Source organism: Lyngbya sp. PCC 8106 (genome assembly GCF_000169095.1).
In the GTDB taxonomy this organism is placed as follows: domain Bacteria; phylum Cyanobacteriota; class Cyanobacteriia; order Cyanobacteriales; family Microcoleaceae; genus Capilliphycus.
In genome coordinates, this window is sequence record NZ_AAVU01000008.1 from 1 (window position 1) to 19,567 (window position 19,567).

The window sequence follows — 19,567 nt, forward strand, 5'->3', positions numbered from 1 at the left end:
CAGGTTCTATTTCACTCCCCTCCCGGGGTTCTTTCACCTTTCCCTCACGGTACTGGTTCTCTATCGGTCACACAGGAGTATTTAGCATTCCTCGTGGTCGAGGCGGATTCACACGGACTTTCACGGGCTCCGTGCTACTCGGGATACAGCTCGGTTGCTTTAGTTTTCAACTACAGGACTTTCACCTTCTCTGGTGCAGTTTTCAACTGCTTCGTTTAACCTCTACAATCCTTTGATGCTGTCCCACTACCCCCTCTGTAAAAACAGAAGGTTTAGGCTGTTTCCCTTTCGCTCACCACTACTTAGGAAATCGCTTTTGCTTTCTTTTCCTCCAGCTACTAAGATGTTTCAGTTCGCTGGGTTCGCTCTCACTCGCCTATGGATTCAGCGAGTAGTTTATAGGTTGCCCTATTCGGATACCTCCGGATCTCTGCTTGCTTCCAGCTCCTCGGAGCGTTTCGTCGGTCGCCACGTCCTTCTTCGCCTCTGTGTGCCTAGGGATCCACCGTTAGCTCTTTGTAGCTTGACCACTTTGACTTAGTTGTCTGTTACGGTTCTACCTTTTTTCTGATTCTCTATGCAGTTTTCTAGGTTCTGACTGAACTTTCGTCCAGCATCCTATAGCCTTTTTTACGACTTCTAGGTGCTGTACTATATTTTTTTAATACCGAACCGAGAGTTTGAAAGCCTGTTAATGCTTGATTCCTTGACCGACCTAGGATGACCTTAGCCTGCCTATTAATATTGGGGTTGGCTCGACTAAAGTTAGGTCTCCCTATAAAGGAGGTGATCCAGCCACACCTTCCGGTACGGCTACCTTGTTACGACTTCACCCCAGTCATCAACCCTGCCTTCGGCACCCTCCTCCTCGAAAGGTTAGAGTAATGACTTCGGGCATGGTTAACTTCCATGGTGTGACGGGCGGTGTGTACAAGGCCCGGGAACGGATTCACCGCAGTATGCTGACCTGCGATTACTAGCGATTCCTCCTTCATGCAGGCGAGTTGCAGCCTGCAATCTGAACTGAGGCAAGGTTTACGGGATTAGCTCCTCCTCGCGAAGTGGCTGCCCTTTGTCCTTACCATTGTAGTACGTGTGTAGCCCAGGACGTAAGGGGCATGATGACTTGACGTCATCCCCACCTTCCTCCGGTTTGTCACCGGCAGTCTCTCTAGAGTGCCCAACTTAATGATGGCAACTAAAAACGAGGGTTGCGCTCGTTGCGGGACTTAACCCAACATCTCACGACACGAGCTGACGACAGCCATGCACCACCTGTGTTCCGGTTCCCGAAGGCACTTCCGAGTTTCCCCAGAATTCCGGACATGTCAAGCCCTGGTAAGGTTCTTCGCGTTGCATCGAATTAAACCACATACTCCACCGCTTGTGCGGGCCCCCGTCAATTCCTTTGAGTTTCACACTTGCGTGCGTACTCCCCAGGCGGGAAACTTAACGCGTTAGCTACGGCACTGCCTGGGTCGATACAGGCAACACCTAGTTTCCATCGTTTACAGCTAGGACTACTGGGGTATCTAATCCCATTCGCTCCCCTAGCTTTCGTCCCTCAGTGTCAGTTGCGGCCCAGCAGAGCGCTTTCGCCACCGGTGTTCTTCCCGATCTCTACGCATTTCACCGCTACACCGGGAATTCCCTCTGCCCCTACCGCACTCTAGCTATTCAGTTTCCACTGCCTTGCAGTAGTTGAGCTACTGTCTTTGACAGCAGACTTGAATTGCCACCTACGAACGCTTTACGCCCAATCATTCCGGATAACGCTTGCCTCCTCCGTATTACCGCGGCTGCTGGCACGGAGTTAGCCGAGGCTGATTCCTCAGGTACCGTCACTTTCTTCTTCCCTGAGAAAAGGGGTTTACAACCCAAAGGCTTTTCCTCCCCCACGCGGTCTTGCTCCGTCAGGCTTGCGCCCATTGCGGAAAATTCCCCACTGCTGCCTCCCGTAGGAGTCTGGGCCGTGTCTCAGTCCCAGTGTGGCTGATCATCCTCTCAGACCAGCTACTGATCGTCGCCTTGGTAAGCTTTTACCTTACCAACTAGCTAATCAGACGCGAGCTCATCTCTAGACGATAAATCTTTGACCTTTCGGCTCATCCGGGATTAGCAGAAGTTTCCCTCTGTTGTCCCCGTTCTAGAGGCAGATTCTCACGCGTTACTCACCCGTCCGCCACTAACTCCGAAGAGTCCGTTCGACTTGCATGTGTTAAGCAGACCGCCAGCGTTCATCCTGAGCCAGGATCAAACTCTCCGTGTTGATTTCACCACTTGAGTTGAGTTAGCTTGCTCACTATAATAATAATGAGTCGCTTTTCCTCTCTGGCTAGTTTCTTTGTTTGTGTAATTTAGATGACTCTTAGTTTCCTAAAAGTCCTCAAAAGAATATGTTCAAGGAACTGTGCTTAGGCTTTCAAACTCTTTTGTTATCTAGGTTCGGGCGCGTCGGAAGCAGTTGTCTGTTTCTCGAGCGCATTTACTAATGTAGCTGACTCTTCTGGGATTGTCAACCCTTTTCCTAAACTTTTTTTTTGATTGGGCTAACCGAAAGATGAATCTTAGAGCCAGAGGGAGTTTAAGCGATTGCAGTCCCTTGTTATTTGTTGGAGAGCGATCTCTTTCACTTTTGTAATTGTCTAACGGCCCAGTCCCAAGGCTCTCTTCTAAAACAGTTCACTCTCCTGTTGTGAGTACATTCTTCTTTGACTCCTCCCCAAAGCCAACAGTCCTAATTCTTGAGAACGGGTACTCAGAGCCAATACCCTAGTTCTATATATATAGACAAGAGAGAGAGTCCGCCTATTGAGTGTGTTATCGTTTTTTCAGAGAATCAAACCTATACCTATAGGTGCCAGCAGTCAGGAACCCTACCGATAAAGTAGTAGAGCCTGTTGAAACCCACTTTTCATAATGGCAGTCCTGACTAGCCCCCTGAACACCAAACCCAGGTGTAAGGTTCTGAATCCTTCTCTAGTTCGGACTCTCTTTAAACTCTGTTTTTTCTCATCAGTACCTGTTTCTAATTGTCCTTTGGAAAGCGAAATACCCATCTCGCCTCGCTTTCCTCCCGCCCTCTCAACAGGGATGGGTATCCAGCGAGATTTTCTATGAAACATCACGCTTGCATCACAATCGGCATTAACCAGTATCAGTATCTACAACCCCTCAGCTATGCACAGAGAGATGCTGAGGCTCTACAGAGCTTCCTCGTAGAAAGAGGAGGATTTTCACCCGACAAAAGCTTATTGATGAGCGACACTTCATCAGAGGTGTGGGGAATTCCAACATATCCTAATCGTGAGAACCTCAAGGATTGGATTGAGGCCATGTGTAAAGAACAGCTGCGTTCAGGTGATCAGCTTTGGTGTTTCTTTAGTGGCTATGGTCTAACCTATGAAGGCCAAGATTACCTCATGCCCATTAACGGTAATCCCGCTGATATAGAAGCGACAGGAATACCTTTAAAGTTCCTCTTTGAAAACCTCAAAGAAGCTCCCACATCAGAACTTCTGGTTTTGCTTGATATCAACCGTAGCCAAGGAGCGCGTGCTGGGAATACGGTTGGAGCAGCGACAATGGAGTTAGCTAATCAAATGGCAATACCCACTCTACTATCCTGTCAACCCGATCAAGTCTCTCGGGAAACCTCCGCTCTGCGTCATGGATTCTTTACCGCAGCAATTTTAGAAGGACTAAACTCAGGACAATGCAAAACCATTCAAAACTTATGTCATTTCCTCAGTGATTATTTACCCCTGTTAACTGATCAACATCTGCGACCCAAACAAAATCCAGTTTTCATCCTCAATCCCGCAGGTAAAATTGATCAAACCCTTTTACCAGAGCAACTTCCCGCGACCGCAGCAATGGCAAGTCATAATGGAAATAATTGGATTAACTCATCTCCAGAACACAAAAATAATGGAGTTAGACCGAAAACAACTGATAACCAAGTCAATATTCCTTTAAAGCTTGGTCAAAATCACACTAATCAAAAGTCTAAAAAGTCTTCCAATCAAAAAACGCCAACCCAAAAAGCTCATCAGTCCTCGAATCAAACTCAAATCGACTCCCCGGCTCAACAAAATTCTACACAAGAAACTATGTCGGACAGATCGTTTTTACAACAGCTTATTCTCTGGAGTGGAGCCACCGCCCTTTTATTGCTACTCGGTGTGTTCTACACAAATAGATCTATTTTTCTCGGTCAAAACACAGCAGAGCCTGTCTCAACTGCTCCCATAGAATTAGTTGAAGATTCATCATCTACCTCCGGATCAGAACCCAACTCAAATTCAACCTCAACTAACAACGAAACAACTCAAACACCGCAAGCTAACAGTGAAGTCTTACTAGAGCGTTCCAAAGCTTCTTTACAAAGTGCTTCGGCATCTAGCTTTAGTAATGCAATTACTATAGCTAGTCAGATTCCTCCACAAGATCCTTTTTATCCCACCGCTCAAGAAAATATAGAACGCTGGGGCCAAACGATTTTAGATATTGCTGAGGGACGAGCAAAAGCAGAGAATTTTTCCGATGCACTGGCTGCGGCTAAACTGATACCTCAAAGCAGTCGCCCAATTTATGAACAGGCGCAACTCCAAATTCAAAAATGGGAACAGAAACAACAAGAGATTGAAAAGAGTTTTGCTCCGGTAAAAGCTGCACAAGCAGGGATTAAACCTGGACAAGCTTCGTCTTATAATAATGGGATTACGGAGTTGCGTAAAATTCAATCTGACGAAATTAGTTACCCACAAGCTCAACAATTAATTGCTCAATGGAGTGCCGAGATTTTAACGATTGCTCAGTCTCGCGCTCAAAATAAACAGTTTGAGAGTGCAATTCAAGCTGCTAAGTTAGTTCCTACGAATACATCTTCCTATGATGCTGCTCAAAAAGCGATTGCGAACTGGCAAACTCAGCTAAAAGCGAACAATAATGACCAAAACAATTGACAATTGTTGAGTTGGGGGTGAAGCTCGTCCAAACTTACGGTTGCTGGGATGATCACAATAGATAAGAAAAAATATATGTATCGACTCGATTGATTGTTATCAAAGATAAATCAGGAATACTAGCCCTGACCTCAACATAAATCCTGGTGATCAGCGCATGAAATGAAGATCAAATCAGATAGCAATCTAGAAAAATTAGTGGAAAATCATGGGATAGGTAATGCCTATCCTATTTGTTTTATTAAAGGCAACCAAAACTTTCAGTCAATTCTCAGCTTCAACTTGTCAATTTTTCACAAATCTGAAGTTTAATCTTCAATATTAATCGAGAGTAATTGACAAAAAATTCTGATTTCTCGGGTTAACACAAGATTTCGATCAATAGTGTCCGACTCCCGAAGAAAACAAATCTCTCATCAAATTTTCAGAAAAATGTTAAATAATGTAACAGAGGAGTCGAGCGAGCAAGTTATTTTCATGTAAAAACCCTTAGCTAGTAGAATGCTAACTTTGCTTAATACACACACTCATACAATTCAGGAGTTTTCAAACTATGATATCTGAAAGTAAGCAACGCCTGAAAATAGCCCTATGGTTTACCAGTCGTCCTCACACAGCTACATTAGTCTTATTAACGACTATCACTTTATTTGCTGTGATTACGGGCGGATGGTTTTTTGGGGAAGAAAATATTAGCCAGTTTTTTGCTTACATTGATCTAGGACAACAAAATCCTCCTTTTTGGATACAACCTCCAGAAATTAATCAGAAATATCTATTATTACCCACTATTGTATTCGTAACAACGGTTTTTACGATTATCAAACTGTCTCCTAAACCGAAGTTATGGTCGCGAACAATTATCATCGCTATTGTATTAGCTTTAATAATTCGTTATATTTTATGGCGAACTTTATCCACCTTAAATTTAAGCGATCCGATGAACGGAACGTTTAGTTTAGGACTACTTTTCCTCGAAGTATTAATCTGGATTTCAGGTGGTATCCGACTCTGGTTAGTCTTGAAAATGAAAGATCGGAGTCAACAAGCCAATCAAATGGAAATCAATGTTCGCGAAGGAAAATTTTTACCTACAGTAGATATTTTAATTCCAACTTATCAGGAGTCAACATCAATTGTAAAACGAACAATTATTGGCTGTCAAGCTATAGACTATCCTAACAAAAAAGTCTATCTACTCGATGATAGTCAACGTTTGGAAGTCAAACAACTAGCTCAAGAATTAGGATGCAATTATATCGCTAGATCTGAAAACTCTCATGCTAAAGCAGGCAATTTAAATCATGCACTACCCCTAACAAGTGGTGAATTAATTGTCGTTTTTGATGCTGATTTTATTCCAACCCGTAACTTTCTTGATCGAACAATTGGCTTTTTTCAGAATAAAAAAGTAGCTCTTGTGCAAACACCACAAAGCTTTTATAACCCTGATCCGATAGCAAAAAACTTAGGCTTAGAAAAAGTTTTAATATCCGATGATGAAGAATTTTATCGACATATTGAGCTACTCAAAGATGGAGTAAATAGTACCGTTTGTGCAGGGACATCATTTGTGATGAGGCGGAAAGCCCTCGAAGAAATTGGGGGATTTGTAACTGAATCAATCAGTGAAGATTATTTTACAGGAATTCGTTTATCGGCTCAAGGTTATCAGTTAGTTTATTTGAGAGAAAAATTAAGTGCAGGTTTAGCGGCTGAGGATATAACAAACTATTTTGTACAACGAAAACGATGGGGACGAGGAACTTTACAAGCCTTTTTCATTAATTCTAATCCTCTAACTATTCCTGGTTTAAAACTGTCTCAAAGATTAGCACATTTAGAAGGCTTAGTTAATTGGTTAAGTGTTTGGGCTTATCCTTATTTCTTTTTAATGCCATTAGCTTATGCTTTTTTAGGTGTTCTTCCGATTCAAGCTACAGTAGAAGAATGGTTGTATTTCTTTATCCCCTGTTATTGGGTTCAAATCATTGTTTTTAGATGGCTGAATGAACGCAGTCGTTCTGTGATTATTTCAGAAATTTATAAAACTGTTCTCTGTTTTCCTTTGTCTTTAAGTGTTTTTCTAGTCATGCTGAACCCATTCAAGCATAAATTTCAAGTCACTCAAAAAGGAATTTCCAGTCAACGATTTTCATTTAATTGGACTCTTGGCTGGCCTTTAATTTTACTATTTATCGCAACATTAATCGGGCTTTTAAGAATTTTAAGAATTTGGGGAACAGTACCAATTACTGCTGAAGTTGCTGAATTTACTCAAGATGCTTTTGACTTAGGTTTAATCTGGACTGTATACAATTTATTGAGTATTGGAGTCGCACTTTTAGCTTTAATTGATACTCCCAAATCAGATCTTTACGATGGCTTTGATCTTCGACGCATTGTTCGTTTAAAACTCGGCGATCAAACTTTATGGGGAATTACAACTAAAATCTCTGAAGTGGAAGCAGAAATTCAACTCACTCAAAAATTGAGTAGTCCAATTCAACCCAACAATTTCCTCAGTTCTCATCAGGGTTTTCCAGTTAAGCTACATATCGTAGATGAAGGATTAAAACTAACAGCAGAAATGACTAATTACACTTTCATCGATTCATTTCCAACCTTAAAAGTGAAATTTAAACACATTACGCTTTCCCAATATCGGCAATTAATTACAATGCTCTTTTGTCAGCCCGGTCAATGGAAAGAGCGAGAAACACCTGGCGAACTATATTCACTATTTTTGGTTCTAAAAACGTTATTAAATCCCCCACTTGTGCAGAGTTATCGCCGAAAATTTACAAAAGCAAAGAAATTAAAATTCTAATTAATCAACTCCCAAAATCATTGAACAACTCCCATAGATGACTCTAAAAATGCAATCACTTTCAATTTGTACTCAGCTTCAAATGCTTCTTTTTTGAGGTCTAAACTCCATAACTCCAAAGCACAATCATCTTTGGAATCAGCAGGTTTCAGCCTTAAATGAAATTCTTCTGCTTCCCAATGACATTGACAACTTACCTGCGCTACTGCTCCGATTTGACGTCGATCTAAAGCTACAGCCAACCTCAACAAAGGACTTAATTGATCAACAATTTGGCGATATCGTTTCGGAAGATTTTGATAATTTTCGTGTTTTTTCTTGGGCTGACTTTTACGATGATAACGAGCTAAATTAGCTATCGTTTCAATTTCTGTTTCTGTATAACCTAGTAGTTCACTATGTCGAATCAAGTAATAAGAATGCTTATGATGAGCGGAATGACTAATATTCAAACCGCAGTTGTGTAGAATTCCCGCCGCCCATAATAATTCTCGTTCTTCTGGTTCCCAATGGTGAAGAATAGATTTAGTTTGGTCAAATAAATTTAACGCAAAAGCTGCAACCCGTTCACCATGATTCAAATTCACCTGATACTTTTGAGCAATTTTCAGAATACTTCGCTGACGAATTGAACTTCCATAACGGAGTCGATCTTCAATTAATCCATGGGTTAACATCCAATCCACAATCACCCCTTCTCGAAGACTCCGTTCACAAACAGTTAAACAATCAAGATTAAGCAGCGTCATGGCTTCTTGTAAAATCAAAGCACCTGCTAAAATAATCTCGGCTCGTTTATCAGAAATACCCGGAATTTCTAACCGTTCAGAATAAGACATTTTCCGAAAGCGATTGACGAGATCTTGTAAATCACTGAGTTTCAATTCATAGCCCGTTAAAGGTGTGGGTTCTGTTCCTAATTTTTCCCGAGCATTAATCACGGCTAAAGTTTCAATTGTTCCTGATGTTCCCACTAAACGAGGTAATTCTTTACTTTTAAGATTCAAAGCCAGTTCATCAACTGTACGCTCTAATATTCCGCGAATATAAGCTTGTAAATATAAAAACTCACTCCGACTAACAGGATCACTTTTCACATACTCTTGAGTGAGACGAACTGCACCGACTTTCGTACTACTTAAAAATAGAGGTTCTCGTCCTTCTCCTAAAATTAACTCTGTCGATCCGCCTCCAATATCAATAATAATATGAGGCTGATTGTTGAACTCCATTGCAGATAAAACACCCAGATAAATCCGCCGAGCTTCTTCTTGACCTGAGATTAAACTAATTTCTAAATTCAACTCATCAGAAACCTGCTTGATAAAATCTCGACCATTTGGTGCTTCTCGAACTGCACTGGTTGCTACTGCAACAATTTGTTCAGCATTATAGGTTTTTGCCAATTCTTGAAAGCGACGCAAACAAATAATTCCTCGTTCTACTACTTCTTTCTTTAAACGTCCTTTGGGTTCACAATCACCCAGCCGAACCATTTCTTTATCGCGGGCAATAATCGTAAAACTTGGCAATGTCGGATCAATTTTTACAATTACCATATGAAAAGAGTTTGTCCCAAGATCAATAGCAGCAAGAATTCGATCTTGACTGTTAGAAGCATAAGAAACTTTAACGTTAGGAACTGAATTAACCATGAAACTTAAATTTTAGCATCCATTCTCTCAATCATCTCATACAATCAACCCGAACGAAAACCCGTTTTTTTTTATCGATAGAGATGATCACTCAAATCCGATCAGCTTTTTTAATCAAAGACTGCATTTCAGTTCGTGACTTACTGACTCAATTGCAACTGAAATTCTTAGAGATTGGATCAAGGCTGCTGAATGTCAACCAATCGCTATCAAAATTCAATTGGTGATTATCGATGACAGCCTCAGCAAGAAACTATAGAATAAAAGCTGAAAACTCAGTACAAATTCAAAGTCATTCCAATGCTGATTCAATCTGAACCCCAACCCGAATCAACATTAATCCAGATCATTCGATTATTAAGATGGGATAAGCCCGCCGGACGCCTAATTTTAATGATTCCGGCACTTTGGGCGGTATTTTTGGCCTCTGATGCGACACCGCCTTGGCTTTTAGTTTTGGTGATTATCTTCGGAAGTGTTGCGACTAGCGCCGCCGGATGTGTGGTGAATGATTTATGGGATCGCGATATTGATCCTGAAGTCGAACGAACTCGCACCCGTCCCCTGGCTTCCCGTGCCTTAACGGTAAAAACAGGTATTGCTGTGGCTTTTGTAGCCTTTGCTTGTGCTGCGGGATTAGCCTTTTACCTCAATTCTTTGAGTTTTTGGCTGTGTGTCGCTGCCGTTCCTGTAATCATTTGCTATCCCCTTGCCAAGCGGTTTTTTCCGGTTCCCCAATTAGTCTTATCTATCGCTTGGGGTTTTGCTGTCTTAATTAGTTGGACTGCTGCTGTTGCACACTTAGAACCTGTGACTTGGTTACTTTGGGGGGCTACTGTGGTTTGGACTTTGGGATTTGATACAGTTTATGCGATGAGTGATCGCGAAGATGACAAACGCATGGGGGTTAATTCTAGTGCGTTATTTTTTGGAGATCAAGCGGCTAATGCGGTGGGTATTTTCTTCTTGAGTACGGTGATCTTACTTGCTGTTCTGGGAATTAAAATGGAATTACATTGGGAATATGGGATGAGTCTGGCGATCGCAGTTGGAATTTGGATTCAACAATATCGCCAGTTACGAAAACCCGAAATTCCCAAACCTGTCTATGGTGAAATCTTTCGTCAGAATGTCTGGGTGGGTTTCATTTTATTAGCCGGAATGATCAGTGGAACTTTACTTTAGAGTCAAGTCAATTCCAAGGGCGTTTCAAAACGTTAAGGTTTGGCTTTACGCTTAAGAATGCGAACTTTTTTGAGATCTTGATTCGTCATCGTTTTGGTCACTTTATCTTTTTTCTCAGGCTTTCGCATATAGAATGGGTCTGCTTCGGCTCTGACTTCTGTAATCGCATCTACAAGCACAATCAGTTCAAAATTTCGTTTCATTTTTTTACCCAAAAACTCTTGAACTAAACGGACTTGTTTGGGAGTAATGGGTTCTTTTGAACGAACTTTTAGATAAACAGAGACGGGCTTTCTTGTCCACAGCATATCTGTTTCTAGTAGTTCAACTCGTTGACCTGTGAGTGTATTTTTTTTGAACATCCGTGTGAGATTATATTCCACTTGACCTTGAATGATTAATCGAATCAAACTTAAGCCCAACGGAAAAAATAGGATTCCCGTTAACAAAATTGCCCAACCTAAAGCGACATTAACTCGAGTATAGCCTGCCACAATAAACACAATCATACAGGCCAGAGTAATTCCTAACAGGTTTGTAAAATACAGTAAAAAAGCACCATAACTTTCATTCCAAAGCCCTTGAGATAATGTCAATCCAATTACACACAAAGGAGGCATTAAAGCAACAGCAATAGCAGTTCCGGCTACCGCATCATTAATTCCTTGTCGAACCTTAGAAAAACCACTTAATCCTCCAGCAACAATCGCTACACCTAAGTCAATTAGAGTCGGCTGAGTTCGAGCGATTACCTCACTTCCAAAGTTTTGAAACCCTGTTACACGTCCTAAAAAAATGGATAAACACAGAGCGACTCCCGTTGCTGCAATTAAAGAGATAAAACTGCGACGAAATAAATCTGGATCACCCTCTAAAGCCCCAAAAGCAAGTCCTCTCAAAGGTAACATTAAAGGCGCAACTAACATCGCCCCAATAATCACACCTGTACTGTTACTCAGTAATCCAAATGTAGCGATTAAACAGGAGGTAAGAACCAAAACCATAAAGTTAAAATTCAGTTCCGAGTCTGCCATTAAGTCTTGACGCATTTGAATAATGGCAGGTGCAGAGATTTTAGCCGTAGAGATTTTAGGCATAATTTTAGAAGGGGTAACAGGAGAGGTGAAAAAGAGCAAAGAAGAAGATATAAATAGAATAAAGGATATTTTCTCGGTTCTGAGATTCTTTCCAACTTTCTAAAGGATAATCAATATTTATTTTACCATGAAAAAAATAATCATTGGTGTCATGGGGCCAGGTAATAGTGCAACGACTTTGGATCTAAAAAATGCCTATCAACTCGGTCAACTCATTGCTCAAAACGGATGGACTCTTTTGACAGGAGGGCGAAATGTAGGCGTAATGGAAGCCGCTAGTCAAGGCGCCAAATCAGCCCAGGGTTTGACTTTAGGAATTTTACCAGGATCGAATTCCTCGGGAATGTCTGAAGCCGTTGATATTGCTATTTTTACTAATTTAGGAAATGCTCGAAATATGATTAACATTCTCTCTAGTGATATTGTGATTGGCTGCGGAATGGGTGCAGGAACAGCTTCAGAAATTGCCCTCGCTATTAAAGAACATAAAACCGTCATTCTGCTCAATCAAAATCAAGCCAGTCAAGTCTTTTTCAAAAGCTTATCTCCCGATCAAGTTTATCGAGTAGAAACCCCCCAAGAAGCAATCGAGACGGTGATTGATTGTCTCTCCTCACAATTTTGATGATCTTTGAAAGGATCAAGAAATGACCGATATCCCAATCAATGGACTAACTTCACAATCTTAGTCATCCTCCCAAAGCAATCATCGCCAAAATCGGTTAACTTAGGAAATCAAAGCCAATCGTTATTAACGTAACCTCAAACTCATTCCCATGTCAGTTCGTCAAGATACAATTTTTCAACAGTTTCTCCTTCCCCTTTTCGGAAACGTTCTGGTTGATCAAGAAGCCCTAAAACAATTTAAACAGAGCATCAATTGGGAGGAAGAAAGCACTCGCCTCACCAACCCTCGTTTAACCTATCCAGACTATTACCATTCTCAAAATTTCCACGGGATAAAAGGCGGATATCTCAACTCAGAAGCCCCTGTTTCCTATGATCCGATCACTCAATACGTTTTACCTCCCACCGAACCGATTGTTCGACAAGGATTAATTGATCGAATTCGAGTCAAACCTCGACAAATTTTAGACTTAGGATGTGGTACAGGTTCAACAACATTACGCTTGAAGCAAGCCTTTCCCGAAGCTGAGGTGATTGGTATAGATTTATCCCCTTATATGTTAGTGGTTGCTGAACTCAAAGCCAAAAAAGCGGGATTAGAGATTCAGTTTCACCACGCTAACGCTGAGGATACAGGCTTCCCCGATGGGTCTTTTGATCTCGTCAGTGCGTCTCTGTTGTTCCATGAAACCCCGCCAGATGTCGCTCAAACCATTACTCAGGAAAGTTTTAGGCTATTGCGAGTCGGAGGGGAAATGATCGTTTTAGATGGAAATCAGCAAACCTTACGTCAGAACGAATGGTTGACAGAAATTTTTGAGGAGCCTTACATTAAAGCTTATGCTGCGGCAAGTCTTAATGCTTGGATGACTCAAGCCGGATTTGCTCAAGTCCAAACCGATGACTGGTGGTGGGTTCATCAAATTAGCCAGGGAATTAAACCTATTGTTAAAAATACCTCAACATCTACCCGTTCTCAGACTCGGGTAAGTTACAATAAACCCGAAATTGATAGTTCTGCTGGACTACCAGCACCCGCTTAACTTCAGATTAAAGTTACTTTGCGGTTTAGGTGAGAAATTGAGGATTTTTCCTTTTTTCTCACTCCAACGCTAATCTGCTGTGAATTTCTAGATCCCACTTTATATGACTCTCAAAGCAATTTTATTTGACTTCAATGGTATTATTATTAATGATGAACCCCTTCACGAGCGACTGATTGAACAGTTGCTGATTGAAGAAAACTTACGGGCTAAACCTGAAGAATTTAAACAATTTTGTTTGGGACGTAGCGATCGCATTAGTTTGAGAGAATTACTCACTCATCGAGGACGAGTTGTAACCGATGAGTATCTTGAACAGTTAATTCAACGCAAAACTCAAGCTTATTGTCAACAAATGGAAGCTTTAGAAGAATTACCCATTTATTCAGGAGTTCAAGAGTTTGTTTGCAAAATTCACGCGGCTGAGTTAAAAATGGCGGTTGTTAGCGGAGCAGTCCGATCAGAGATTGAATTAATCTTAAATCGGGCTAATATTGCCGAATATTTTTCTGTGATTGTTGCCGGAGATGACATTACAACCAGTAAACCCGATCCCGAAGGTTACTTATTCGCCATTGAGCGACTCAATCAACAATACCCCGAACTTAACTTACATCCGTCTGAATGTTTAGCGATCGAAGATACATTACCCGGAATTCATGCTGCTCAAGAAGCAAAAATAGCAGTTGTTGGAGTGGCTCATACCTATCCATTACATATGCTCCAACGTATAGCCAATTGGTCTGTTGATCATTTCTCTGATCTTGAGCTAGATCGAGTTCGACACAGTTATGAGTTAGAAGTCGCCTAAACCTGTGACCGCTTGAGATCAATTATTTTGTCTTATGACAATTTCCCATCTGTCCCCTAAACTCATGCCTCCGCCTCAATGAAGATTCAACAGATATAGCAGTACGCGAATACGTGTTTGACATTTATAAACCCTAAAACTCCTTCACAGTCTACTGATCCGGTGTTCCCTGTTCCGGTGTTCCCTGTTCCCTAGCGCGTAGCGCTATGTGAGTCACCATCGCCTTACTCAAAGCTTGAATTGCTGGCAGTCACACCACCCAAAAACCAATCAACACAGTGGCATAATTTTATTTTTTCTCTGATATTTTCCTCTTAGGTTAGATCCTAGAAATTCATCACATCGGAGAAACCTGTTACCATGCCACCTGGGAAATCAATATCTTTTTCAACACTTTACTACATCGCACGAGTTCGAGCAACCAGCAATATTCTACTGATCAAATATTACAATCAACTCACTCAAGTTCTCAATACTGCTCCCAAAGTCTCGTTAGTAGTCAATGCCATCAAACTCGCTTTTTAATCCCTGGCGTCATTTGACAATTATTAGACTCCTTTCAGTTCAAACTTTCTACAACTACAACTTTACCTATTTGGGCTGATTGTTTAGCCGCATCCGCAACTTTTAGGGTGTAAGCACTCTCAGAAGCCGTCATGTAGAGGGGAGTATGATGTAACAGATGCTCCAATACAATTTGAGTATCCTTAGCAAATAATCCCCGACGACTCTCGACTTCAATCTTTTGTGAACTCTCCCCTTGAATCAGTTGACCTTGCTGTGGAGTAAAAACTAACGTTCCATTCTCACCATACAGGGTAAATGTATTTTCGCTTTGCCAAAATGTTTCCCCTTTTCCATAAACCGCCTCAGCCAAAACTCCATTTTGAAACTGAAGTTGAGCAGTACACAAACACGCTTTATAATGATCAGTTTGTTCTTCTGTGGGCTGATTCCAAAAGCGGCTTTGACAGTGAACCGTTTGTACTAAACCAAACAAATCTGTTAAACGATTTAAACGAGAAAGCGCCCCAGAAAAGGGAAACCCAAACAGCGAGTGTTGATAAGTCCATTTATCAGGAGCAGGATGTTTAGGACTGATCGTAATATAACGAGCATAAAACACTTGACCAATATCGCCAATTGATTTTTTGATCGCATTATGCAACCCTCCCAACAGTTCAATATGTTCGACGTGTAGCATTTTGTTTTGCTGTTGGGCGAGAGTGATCAGGTTTTGGGCTTCAGTTGGATCTAAACTCAGGGGATATTCAACAATGACGTGTTTATGATTTTCCAAAGCCGCTTGGACAATTTTGCCGTGATCACGGTTAACTGTGGCAATCACCACTAAGTCTACATCTTCACGTTTCACCAGTTCTTCCCAACTTGCAGAGGCTTCTACATTAAACCGTTGACAAATGGCTTTGGTTTTATCAGAAGTATGACCTGTAAGCGTCACCAGTTGCGATCGCCAATCTGACTTTAACGTTTCTGCTCGGGTTTGAGCGGCGTATCCCGTTCCGACAATACCGACTCTAATGGGTGTGGTACTGGGAGTATAAGATGAGAGATCACTGGGCACCATAAAAAAATTGTTGTTCTATACTTCCGCAGTCTTATTGTCTCGCTTTGTCGGGATTTTCGATAGATGGGTTCACAGAAGATCACGACGGGGGTAAATGAGCCGGAAGAACACTAATCGCTGCGATCGCAATATACATCAAGGCGCATCGGGTTTCAAATAGTGCAACATGATGAAATTTAGTGGTGCGATACCACTCAAACCGCCAACAGACCAGAAGAAATTCAAACAAGGCGACAGCAAATGCTAAGGCTGTGACCAGAGATAGATAGTGCAATGATTCCATATATTCCGCTCCAGACTAAAAAGCGGGGCTTCCAACTGCGTCGTTGTTTAATTTGTAGAATCAGGGGATATTCGGCTTGTAGAGCAAAAAAGGTACAGATGAGGGCTAGGGTGGTTGAACTTGTCCAGTGTTGGGCTAAAGCGGATCCGGTGACGACTGATCCAAATAAAATTAACAAAATGCCTTGTTCTGGAGATACAGTCGGGCGATACCAGGCTTGTAAGTTGGGCTTCACTCGTTTTTGCTGCTGAACAGGAGTCGATTCAAGGGTTGATACTGTCATGGTTTGAGAGTAAGTTATTCACTTATTGCAACTTATTTTCAATAAAAAAAGAGGATTATTTATAATAAAGTATCTATGTTTACTGAAAATCAGACTTAATTTAGGTATTTATCAAAAGTAATTAGGAACTATTATCATTAATAAGTATTTTTACTTGAGTATATTTAATAAAAAAGCTGAGTTGAAAAAAAAGTCAATGAGGACAAAAAAGTAAATCAGTCAGTCAATTTTGTGTCAAAACTGACTCTGGATGAATCTTTAAGCCGTTAGAGACGTGATCTAACTTTGGTTTTTAGAGAGTCAGATATAAGCAATTAGGATGTAATTAGAAAAATTTATAATAAAAACCATTCAAACTCTCGTCAAAATTCGTTGTACAAGGTTGGTTTTTTCCCTTAATATCAAAAGATAAAGAAAGTCTGAAGTACCACCATGAAGGTTAATCATCCCTTCGTTTTTGCATAAGGTAAGCTTATACTTTCTGATCATTCAACCTCAAAGAGGAAAATCACATGGCAAGCTACAACGTAACCTTGAAAACTCCTGACGGAGAACAAACAATCGAAGTCCCTGATGACAAGTATATTTTGGATGAAGCGGAAGAACAGGGCTTAGAACTGCCTTTTTCTTGTCGTGCGGGTGCTTGTTCGACTTGTGCAGGTAAAATTGAATCCGGTACGGTTGACCAATCCGATCAGTCTTTCTTAGATGATGATCAAATCGAAGCCGGATATGTTCTAACTTGCGTTGCTTATCCGAGTTCAGACTGCACGATCACCACTCACCAAGAAGAAGCACTGTACTAAATCCGTTACAAATCTAGAGGTTGCTCACTAATTGTGAGAATATCTAGATCAGACAAAAGTCTTCACTCCAAGTACCAAGTCTGAGAATGACTAGGTTTTTGTGTGAGACTGGATCAAACTCTAATTCAAATTTAAAGAGGACAGTAACATGGCAAGCTATAAAGTTACACTGAAAATGCCGGATGGGGAACAAACCATTGATGTTCCTGATGATATTTATATTCTCGATCAAGCAGAAGAACTCGGCTTAGATTTGCCCTTCTCTTGTCGTGCAGGTGCTTGTTCGACTTGTGCAGGTAAAATTGAATCTGGTACGGTTGACCAATCTGATCAGTCTTTCTTAGATGATGATCAAATCGAAGCCGGATTAGTTCTGACTTGTGTTGCTTATCCGAGTTCAGACTGCACGATCACCACTCACCAAGAAGATAATATGTAGGCGGGATATGGGAATAATTATCAGTAAACAGAAAATAGCAACCAGTTACAGCCATAACTGGTCACTGAAATCCCATAAGTTACGAAAAACCTGCCCTCTATCTCCCCACTGAAGGAGCTAGACTTGGGGACTAGGTTAGATTTCAATCAACTCGACGAATCGTTGAGAAGATTTAAAAATCTGATTAGAACTCTGTTTTATTCTAACCTAGTCCCTAATTACTCTTGTGTGCTTCTCAATCATCTGTAATGGTTACCAAAAAATAATCGATTCACTCAGACGTTTAAGCTCAGTACCCGGAAAATAAAATTCAAGAATTCGTGCGCTCGACCAGCCTAACTCAGAGAGTTTGTACGATCCCGTTTGGCTCAAACCCACACCATGACCAAACCCACCTCCGATAAAGACATAACCATCAAGCTTTTGATCTTGATCGTAAATCGGATCAAGATAGAATAAGGTACTCACGGGCGGCCAGAACGCATTTTGAATTTCATCCTTTTCAATTTTGATGATCTCCTGATCCGTTTGAACTTCCATTTGTAGAATTCGTCCAGACGGCGATCGCTGCGTTACTTTTACTTGTTTAATCGTCTTGAAATTTGGTTTAATATTATACTTGCGTTCCAAATAATACTTAAGATGAGCTGTCATCGCCTTTAAACTGGTTGCTTCTCGCCAGCGAAAATCGGCCCAACCCTCCTCATTAAACCCTTTTTTCAAACTCATAAACCGTCGAAAATTCTGTTCCGAGGCTAAACTCTTAGCCGATAAATCCCAAACTTGACCGGGTGAATCAACCACCGAACGCAGGTAAGAACGTTTAGGCCCATTCCAAATATCATGGAAATTGGCAGTGACTCCCCCACTAGACGAAAAATAAACCGCATCAGCCAACTCATTATTGTAAGTCAGTACCAATCCCTCAGTCACCGAAATTGCTCGATCAGTAGACGGGTAAACTTCAGTTAGTCCTTTATAAACCTGACAATCGGTATTTGCACAGATTTCATAGTTATCAGCCTCAAAGCGTCGTAAATTTCTCAGAGCATAAGTTCTCGATAAAATCGCTTGAGCCTCAATAGAAGCATCTGGGGGCCAAGCTCCCATTTCGTGAGGAACCACACCTCGTAAATAAGTTTCTAGGGGAACATGATTCACCAAAGTATGAGTTCCATAAGCATCCGGTTGCAGTTCCAAACTTCCCCCATAACTCATCGGTTGCGGATCTTTACTACTTTTGTGAACCTCAATCACATTCTGAGTCGCACTCAAGAGAAGTTCATGGCGGTTGTAGCGATAGCCACCCAATACCCAATAGGGAATTCGCTGCTGCTTGAGAACTTGAGTTTGTAAACGAACTTTTTGATGTCCTTGGGCTTTGAGACTTTCGAGCAACCAACGTCGCAATAAAGGCGTATTATAAACACTCCGTTTCGCCCAAACTTGCCACAAATCGGGTTGAGCGAGTTCAACTTCAATCCCCATTTCCCGCCATTTTTGGGCTGACTCTTCGGCTGTTTCATAGCTACGATGACTACTGAGAATAATCCGTTCATCAACAAACGGTTCCGGTAGGGGTTGGGTTTCTATTTTGAGAACAACGCTGAGGGTATGGAGAACTTTCTCGCCCTCAGGCGACTGAAACCGCAAAATCAGATGATCGTCGGGTTTAGCTTTGAGAATTAGCGTGTCGGTTGTTTTTTTACCAAACTGCTGAACAACTCCGACTTCCAAAATGGGGTTAAATTCATCTTCAGCATTCGCCCGAACCGATGTCACTCCAAAAAGAATACAGATGGAAGCGATCACCTGAGACACAGAGATCAAAGTGAACTGAGACAATGAGAAGCGGTGTTGACGAACTCGACGAGATGTAAAGCTTGAGGTTGGAATAATCATTAAGGTCAATTCCAGTGAGATCTAAACGTTAGTATTAAAGCGATCGCAGGC

15 protein-coding genes and 2 rRNA genes are annotated in these 19,567 nt (G+C 41.4%); 9 read left to right on the plus strand and 8 right to left on the minus strand.

From position 1 onward, the window contains the following. Positions 1–529, minus strand: a 23S ribosomal RNA gene (locus L8106_RS07255); the annotation flags it as partial. 250 nt (positions 530–779) lie between these two features. Beyond that, positions 780–2,269 (minus strand): 16S ribosomal RNA (locus tag L8106_RS07260). A gap of 847 nt (positions 2,270–3,116) precedes the next feature. Here L8106_RS07260 and L8106_RS07270 point away from each other — a divergent pair. After that, entirely contained in the window at positions 3,117–4,967 is a 1,851-nt protein-coding gene (locus L8106_RS07270; RefSeq protein WP_009783597.1) for a caspase family protein, read from the plus strand. A gap of 553 nt (positions 4,968–5,520) precedes the next feature. After that, the gene (locus tag L8106_RS07275; protein ID WP_009783599.1) at positions 5,521–7,797 is read left to right on the plus strand and encodes a glycosyltransferase; all 2,277 of its coding nucleotides are present in this window, start codon (positions 5,521–5,523) and stop codon (positions 7,795–7,797) included. 17 nt (positions 7,798–7,814) lie between these two features. Here the strand turns inward: L8106_RS07275 and L8106_RS07280 are convergent, their stop codons facing one another. Next, positions 7,815–9,452 carry a Ppx/GppA phosphatase family protein gene (locus tag L8106_RS07280; protein WP_009783600.1) on the minus strand — a complete coding sequence of 546 codons (1,638 nt, stop codon included), beginning with the start codon at positions 9,450–9,452 and terminating at the stop codon, positions 7,815–7,817. A 300-nt stretch (positions 9,453–9,752) separates the two neighbouring features. Between L8106_RS07280 and L8106_RS07285 the strand changes: the two genes are divergently transcribed. After that, positions 9,753–10,637, plus strand: a complete 885-nt coding sequence (locus tag L8106_RS07285; RefSeq protein ID WP_009783601.1) for a 4-hydroxybenzoate solanesyltransferase — start codon at positions 9,753–9,755, stop codon at positions 10,635–10,637. A gap of 32 nt (positions 10,638–10,669) precedes the next feature. Here the strand turns inward: L8106_RS07285 and L8106_RS07290 are convergent, their stop codons facing one another. Then, positions 10,670–11,734 carry a DUF389 domain-containing protein gene (locus L8106_RS07290; RefSeq protein ID WP_050779085.1) on the minus strand — a complete coding sequence of 355 codons (1,065 nt, stop codon included), beginning with the start codon at positions 11,732–11,734 and terminating at the stop codon, positions 10,670–10,672. Between the two features lie 127 nt (positions 11,735–11,861). Between L8106_RS07290 and L8106_RS07295 the strand changes: the two genes are divergently transcribed. The 4 genes from L8106_RS07295 (at position 11,862) to L8106_RS32020 (ending at position 14,740) form a co-directional block, all read left to right on the plus strand. Then, on the plus strand, positions 11,862–12,359 hold the full coding sequence (locus L8106_RS07295; protein ID WP_009783603.1) for an LOG family protein: 498 nt from the start codon (positions 11,862–11,864) through the stop codon (positions 12,357–12,359). A 151-nt stretch (positions 12,360–12,510) separates the two neighbouring features. Then, entirely contained in the window at positions 12,511–13,404 is an 894-nt protein-coding gene (locus L8106_RS07300) for a class I SAM-dependent methyltransferase (RefSeq protein ID WP_009783604.1), read from the plus strand. 103 nt (positions 13,405–13,507) lie between these two features. Further along, positions 13,508–14,215, plus strand: coding sequence for an HAD family phosphatase (locus L8106_RS07305; RefSeq protein ID WP_009783605.1), 708 nt, complete (start codon positions 13,508–13,510; stop codon positions 14,213–14,215). A gap of 360 nt (positions 14,216–14,575) precedes the next feature. Next, positions 14,576–14,740 carry a hypothetical protein gene (locus L8106_RS32020; RefSeq protein WP_009783606.1) on the plus strand — a complete coding sequence of 55 codons (165 nt, stop codon included), beginning with the start codon at positions 14,576–14,578 and terminating at the stop codon, positions 14,738–14,740. 34 nt (positions 14,741–14,774) lie between these two features. On the opposite strand, the gene L8106_RS07310 is transcribed toward L8106_RS32020, so the two are convergent. The 3 genes from L8106_RS07310 to L8106_RS07315 all read right to left on the minus strand — a co-directional run bounded on the left by L8106_RS07310 (position 14,775) and on the right by L8106_RS07315 (position 16,369). Continuing rightward, positions 14,775–15,803, minus strand: coding sequence for a Gfo/Idh/MocA family protein (locus tag L8106_RS07310; RefSeq protein WP_009783607.1), 1,029 nt, complete (start codon positions 15,801–15,803; stop codon positions 14,775–14,777). A 79-nt stretch (positions 15,804–15,882) separates the two neighbouring features. Further along, on the minus strand, positions 15,883–16,032 hold the full coding sequence (locus tag L8106_RS32820; RefSeq protein ID WP_198012909.1) for a hypothetical protein: 150 nt from the start codon (positions 16,030–16,032) through the stop codon (positions 15,883–15,885). Further along, complete coding sequence (locus tag L8106_RS07315; RefSeq protein ID WP_009783608.1) at positions 16,025–16,369, minus strand: YwiC-like family protein; 345 nt, start codon at positions 16,367–16,369, stop codon at positions 16,025–16,027. The genes L8106_RS32820 and L8106_RS07315 overlap by 8 nt, the downstream gene beginning before the upstream one ends. 512 nt (positions 16,370–16,881) lie before the next feature. Between L8106_RS07315 and L8106_RS07320 the strand changes: the two genes are divergently transcribed. After that, positions 16,882–17,175: a ferredoxin gene (locus L8106_RS07320; RefSeq protein ID WP_009783609.1), complete on the plus strand. Its 294-nt coding sequence runs from the start codon at positions 16,882–16,884 to the stop codon at positions 17,173–17,175. A 148-nt stretch (positions 17,176–17,323) separates the two neighbouring features. Continuing rightward, a complete protein-coding gene (locus tag L8106_RS07325; RefSeq protein ID WP_009783610.1) occupies positions 17,324–17,614 on the plus strand; it encodes a ferredoxin in 291 nt (96 codons plus the stop codon). Positions 17,615–17,866: 252 nt separating this feature from the next. On the opposite strand, the gene L8106_RS07330 is transcribed toward L8106_RS07325, so the two are convergent. Further along, positions 17,867–19,516, minus strand: coding sequence for a SpoIID/LytB domain-containing protein (locus L8106_RS07330; RefSeq protein WP_009783611.1), 1,650 nt, complete (start codon positions 19,514–19,516; stop codon positions 17,867–17,869). Positions 19,517–19,567: the final 51 nt, after the last annotated feature.

Excerpts from the sequence above, each read along its gene's own strand:
- L8106_RS07270 (WP_009783597.1), top strand. The coding sequence starts at position 3,117 with ATGAAACATCACGCTTGCATCACAATCGGCATTAACCAGTATCAGTAT.
- L8106_RS07275 (WP_009783599.1), top strand. The coding sequence starts at position 5,521 with ATGATATCTGAAAGTAAGCAACGCCTGAAAATAGCCCTATGGTTTACC.
- L8106_RS07280 (WP_009783600.1), bottom strand. The coding sequence starts at position 9,452 with ATGGTTAATTCAGTTCCTAACGTTAAAGTTTCTTATGCTTCTAACAGT.
- L8106_RS07285 (WP_009783601.1), top strand. The coding sequence starts at position 9,753 with ATGCTGATTCAATCTGAACCCCAACCCGAATCAACATTAATCCAGATC.
- L8106_RS07290 (WP_050779085.1), bottom strand. The coding sequence starts at position 11,734 with ATGCCTAAAATCTCTACGGCTAAAATCTCTGCACCTGCCATTATTCAA.
- L8106_RS07295 (WP_009783603.1), top strand. The coding sequence starts at position 11,862 with ATGAAAAAAATAATCATTGGTGTCATGGGGCCAGGTAATAGTGCAACG.
- L8106_RS07300 (WP_009783604.1), top strand. The coding sequence starts at position 12,511 with ATGTCAGTTCGTCAAGATACAATTTTTCAACAGTTTCTCCTTCCCCTT.
- L8106_RS07305 (WP_009783605.1), top strand. The coding sequence starts at position 13,508 with ATGACTCTCAAAGCAATTTTATTTGACTTCAATGGTATTATTATTAAT.
- L8106_RS32020 (WP_009783606.1), top strand. The coding sequence starts at position 14,576 with ATGCCACCTGGGAAATCAATATCTTTTTCAACACTTTACTACATCGCA.
- L8106_RS07310 (WP_009783607.1), bottom strand. The coding sequence starts at position 15,803 with ATGGTGCCCAGTGATCTCTCATCTTATACTCCCAGTACCACACCCATT.
- L8106_RS07315 (WP_009783608.1), bottom strand. The coding sequence starts at position 16,369 with ATGACAGTATCAACCCTTGAATCGACTCCTGTTCAGCAGCAAAAACGA.
- L8106_RS07320 (WP_009783609.1), top strand. The coding sequence starts at position 16,882 with ATGGCAAGCTACAACGTAACCTTGAAAACTCCTGACGGAGAACAAACA.
- L8106_RS07325 (WP_009783610.1), top strand. The coding sequence starts at position 17,324 with ATGGCAAGCTATAAAGTTACACTGAAAATGCCGGATGGGGAACAAACC.
- L8106_RS07330 (WP_009783611.1), bottom strand. The coding sequence starts at position 19,516 with ATGATTATTCCAACCTCAAGCTTTACATCTCGTCGAGTTCGTCAACAC.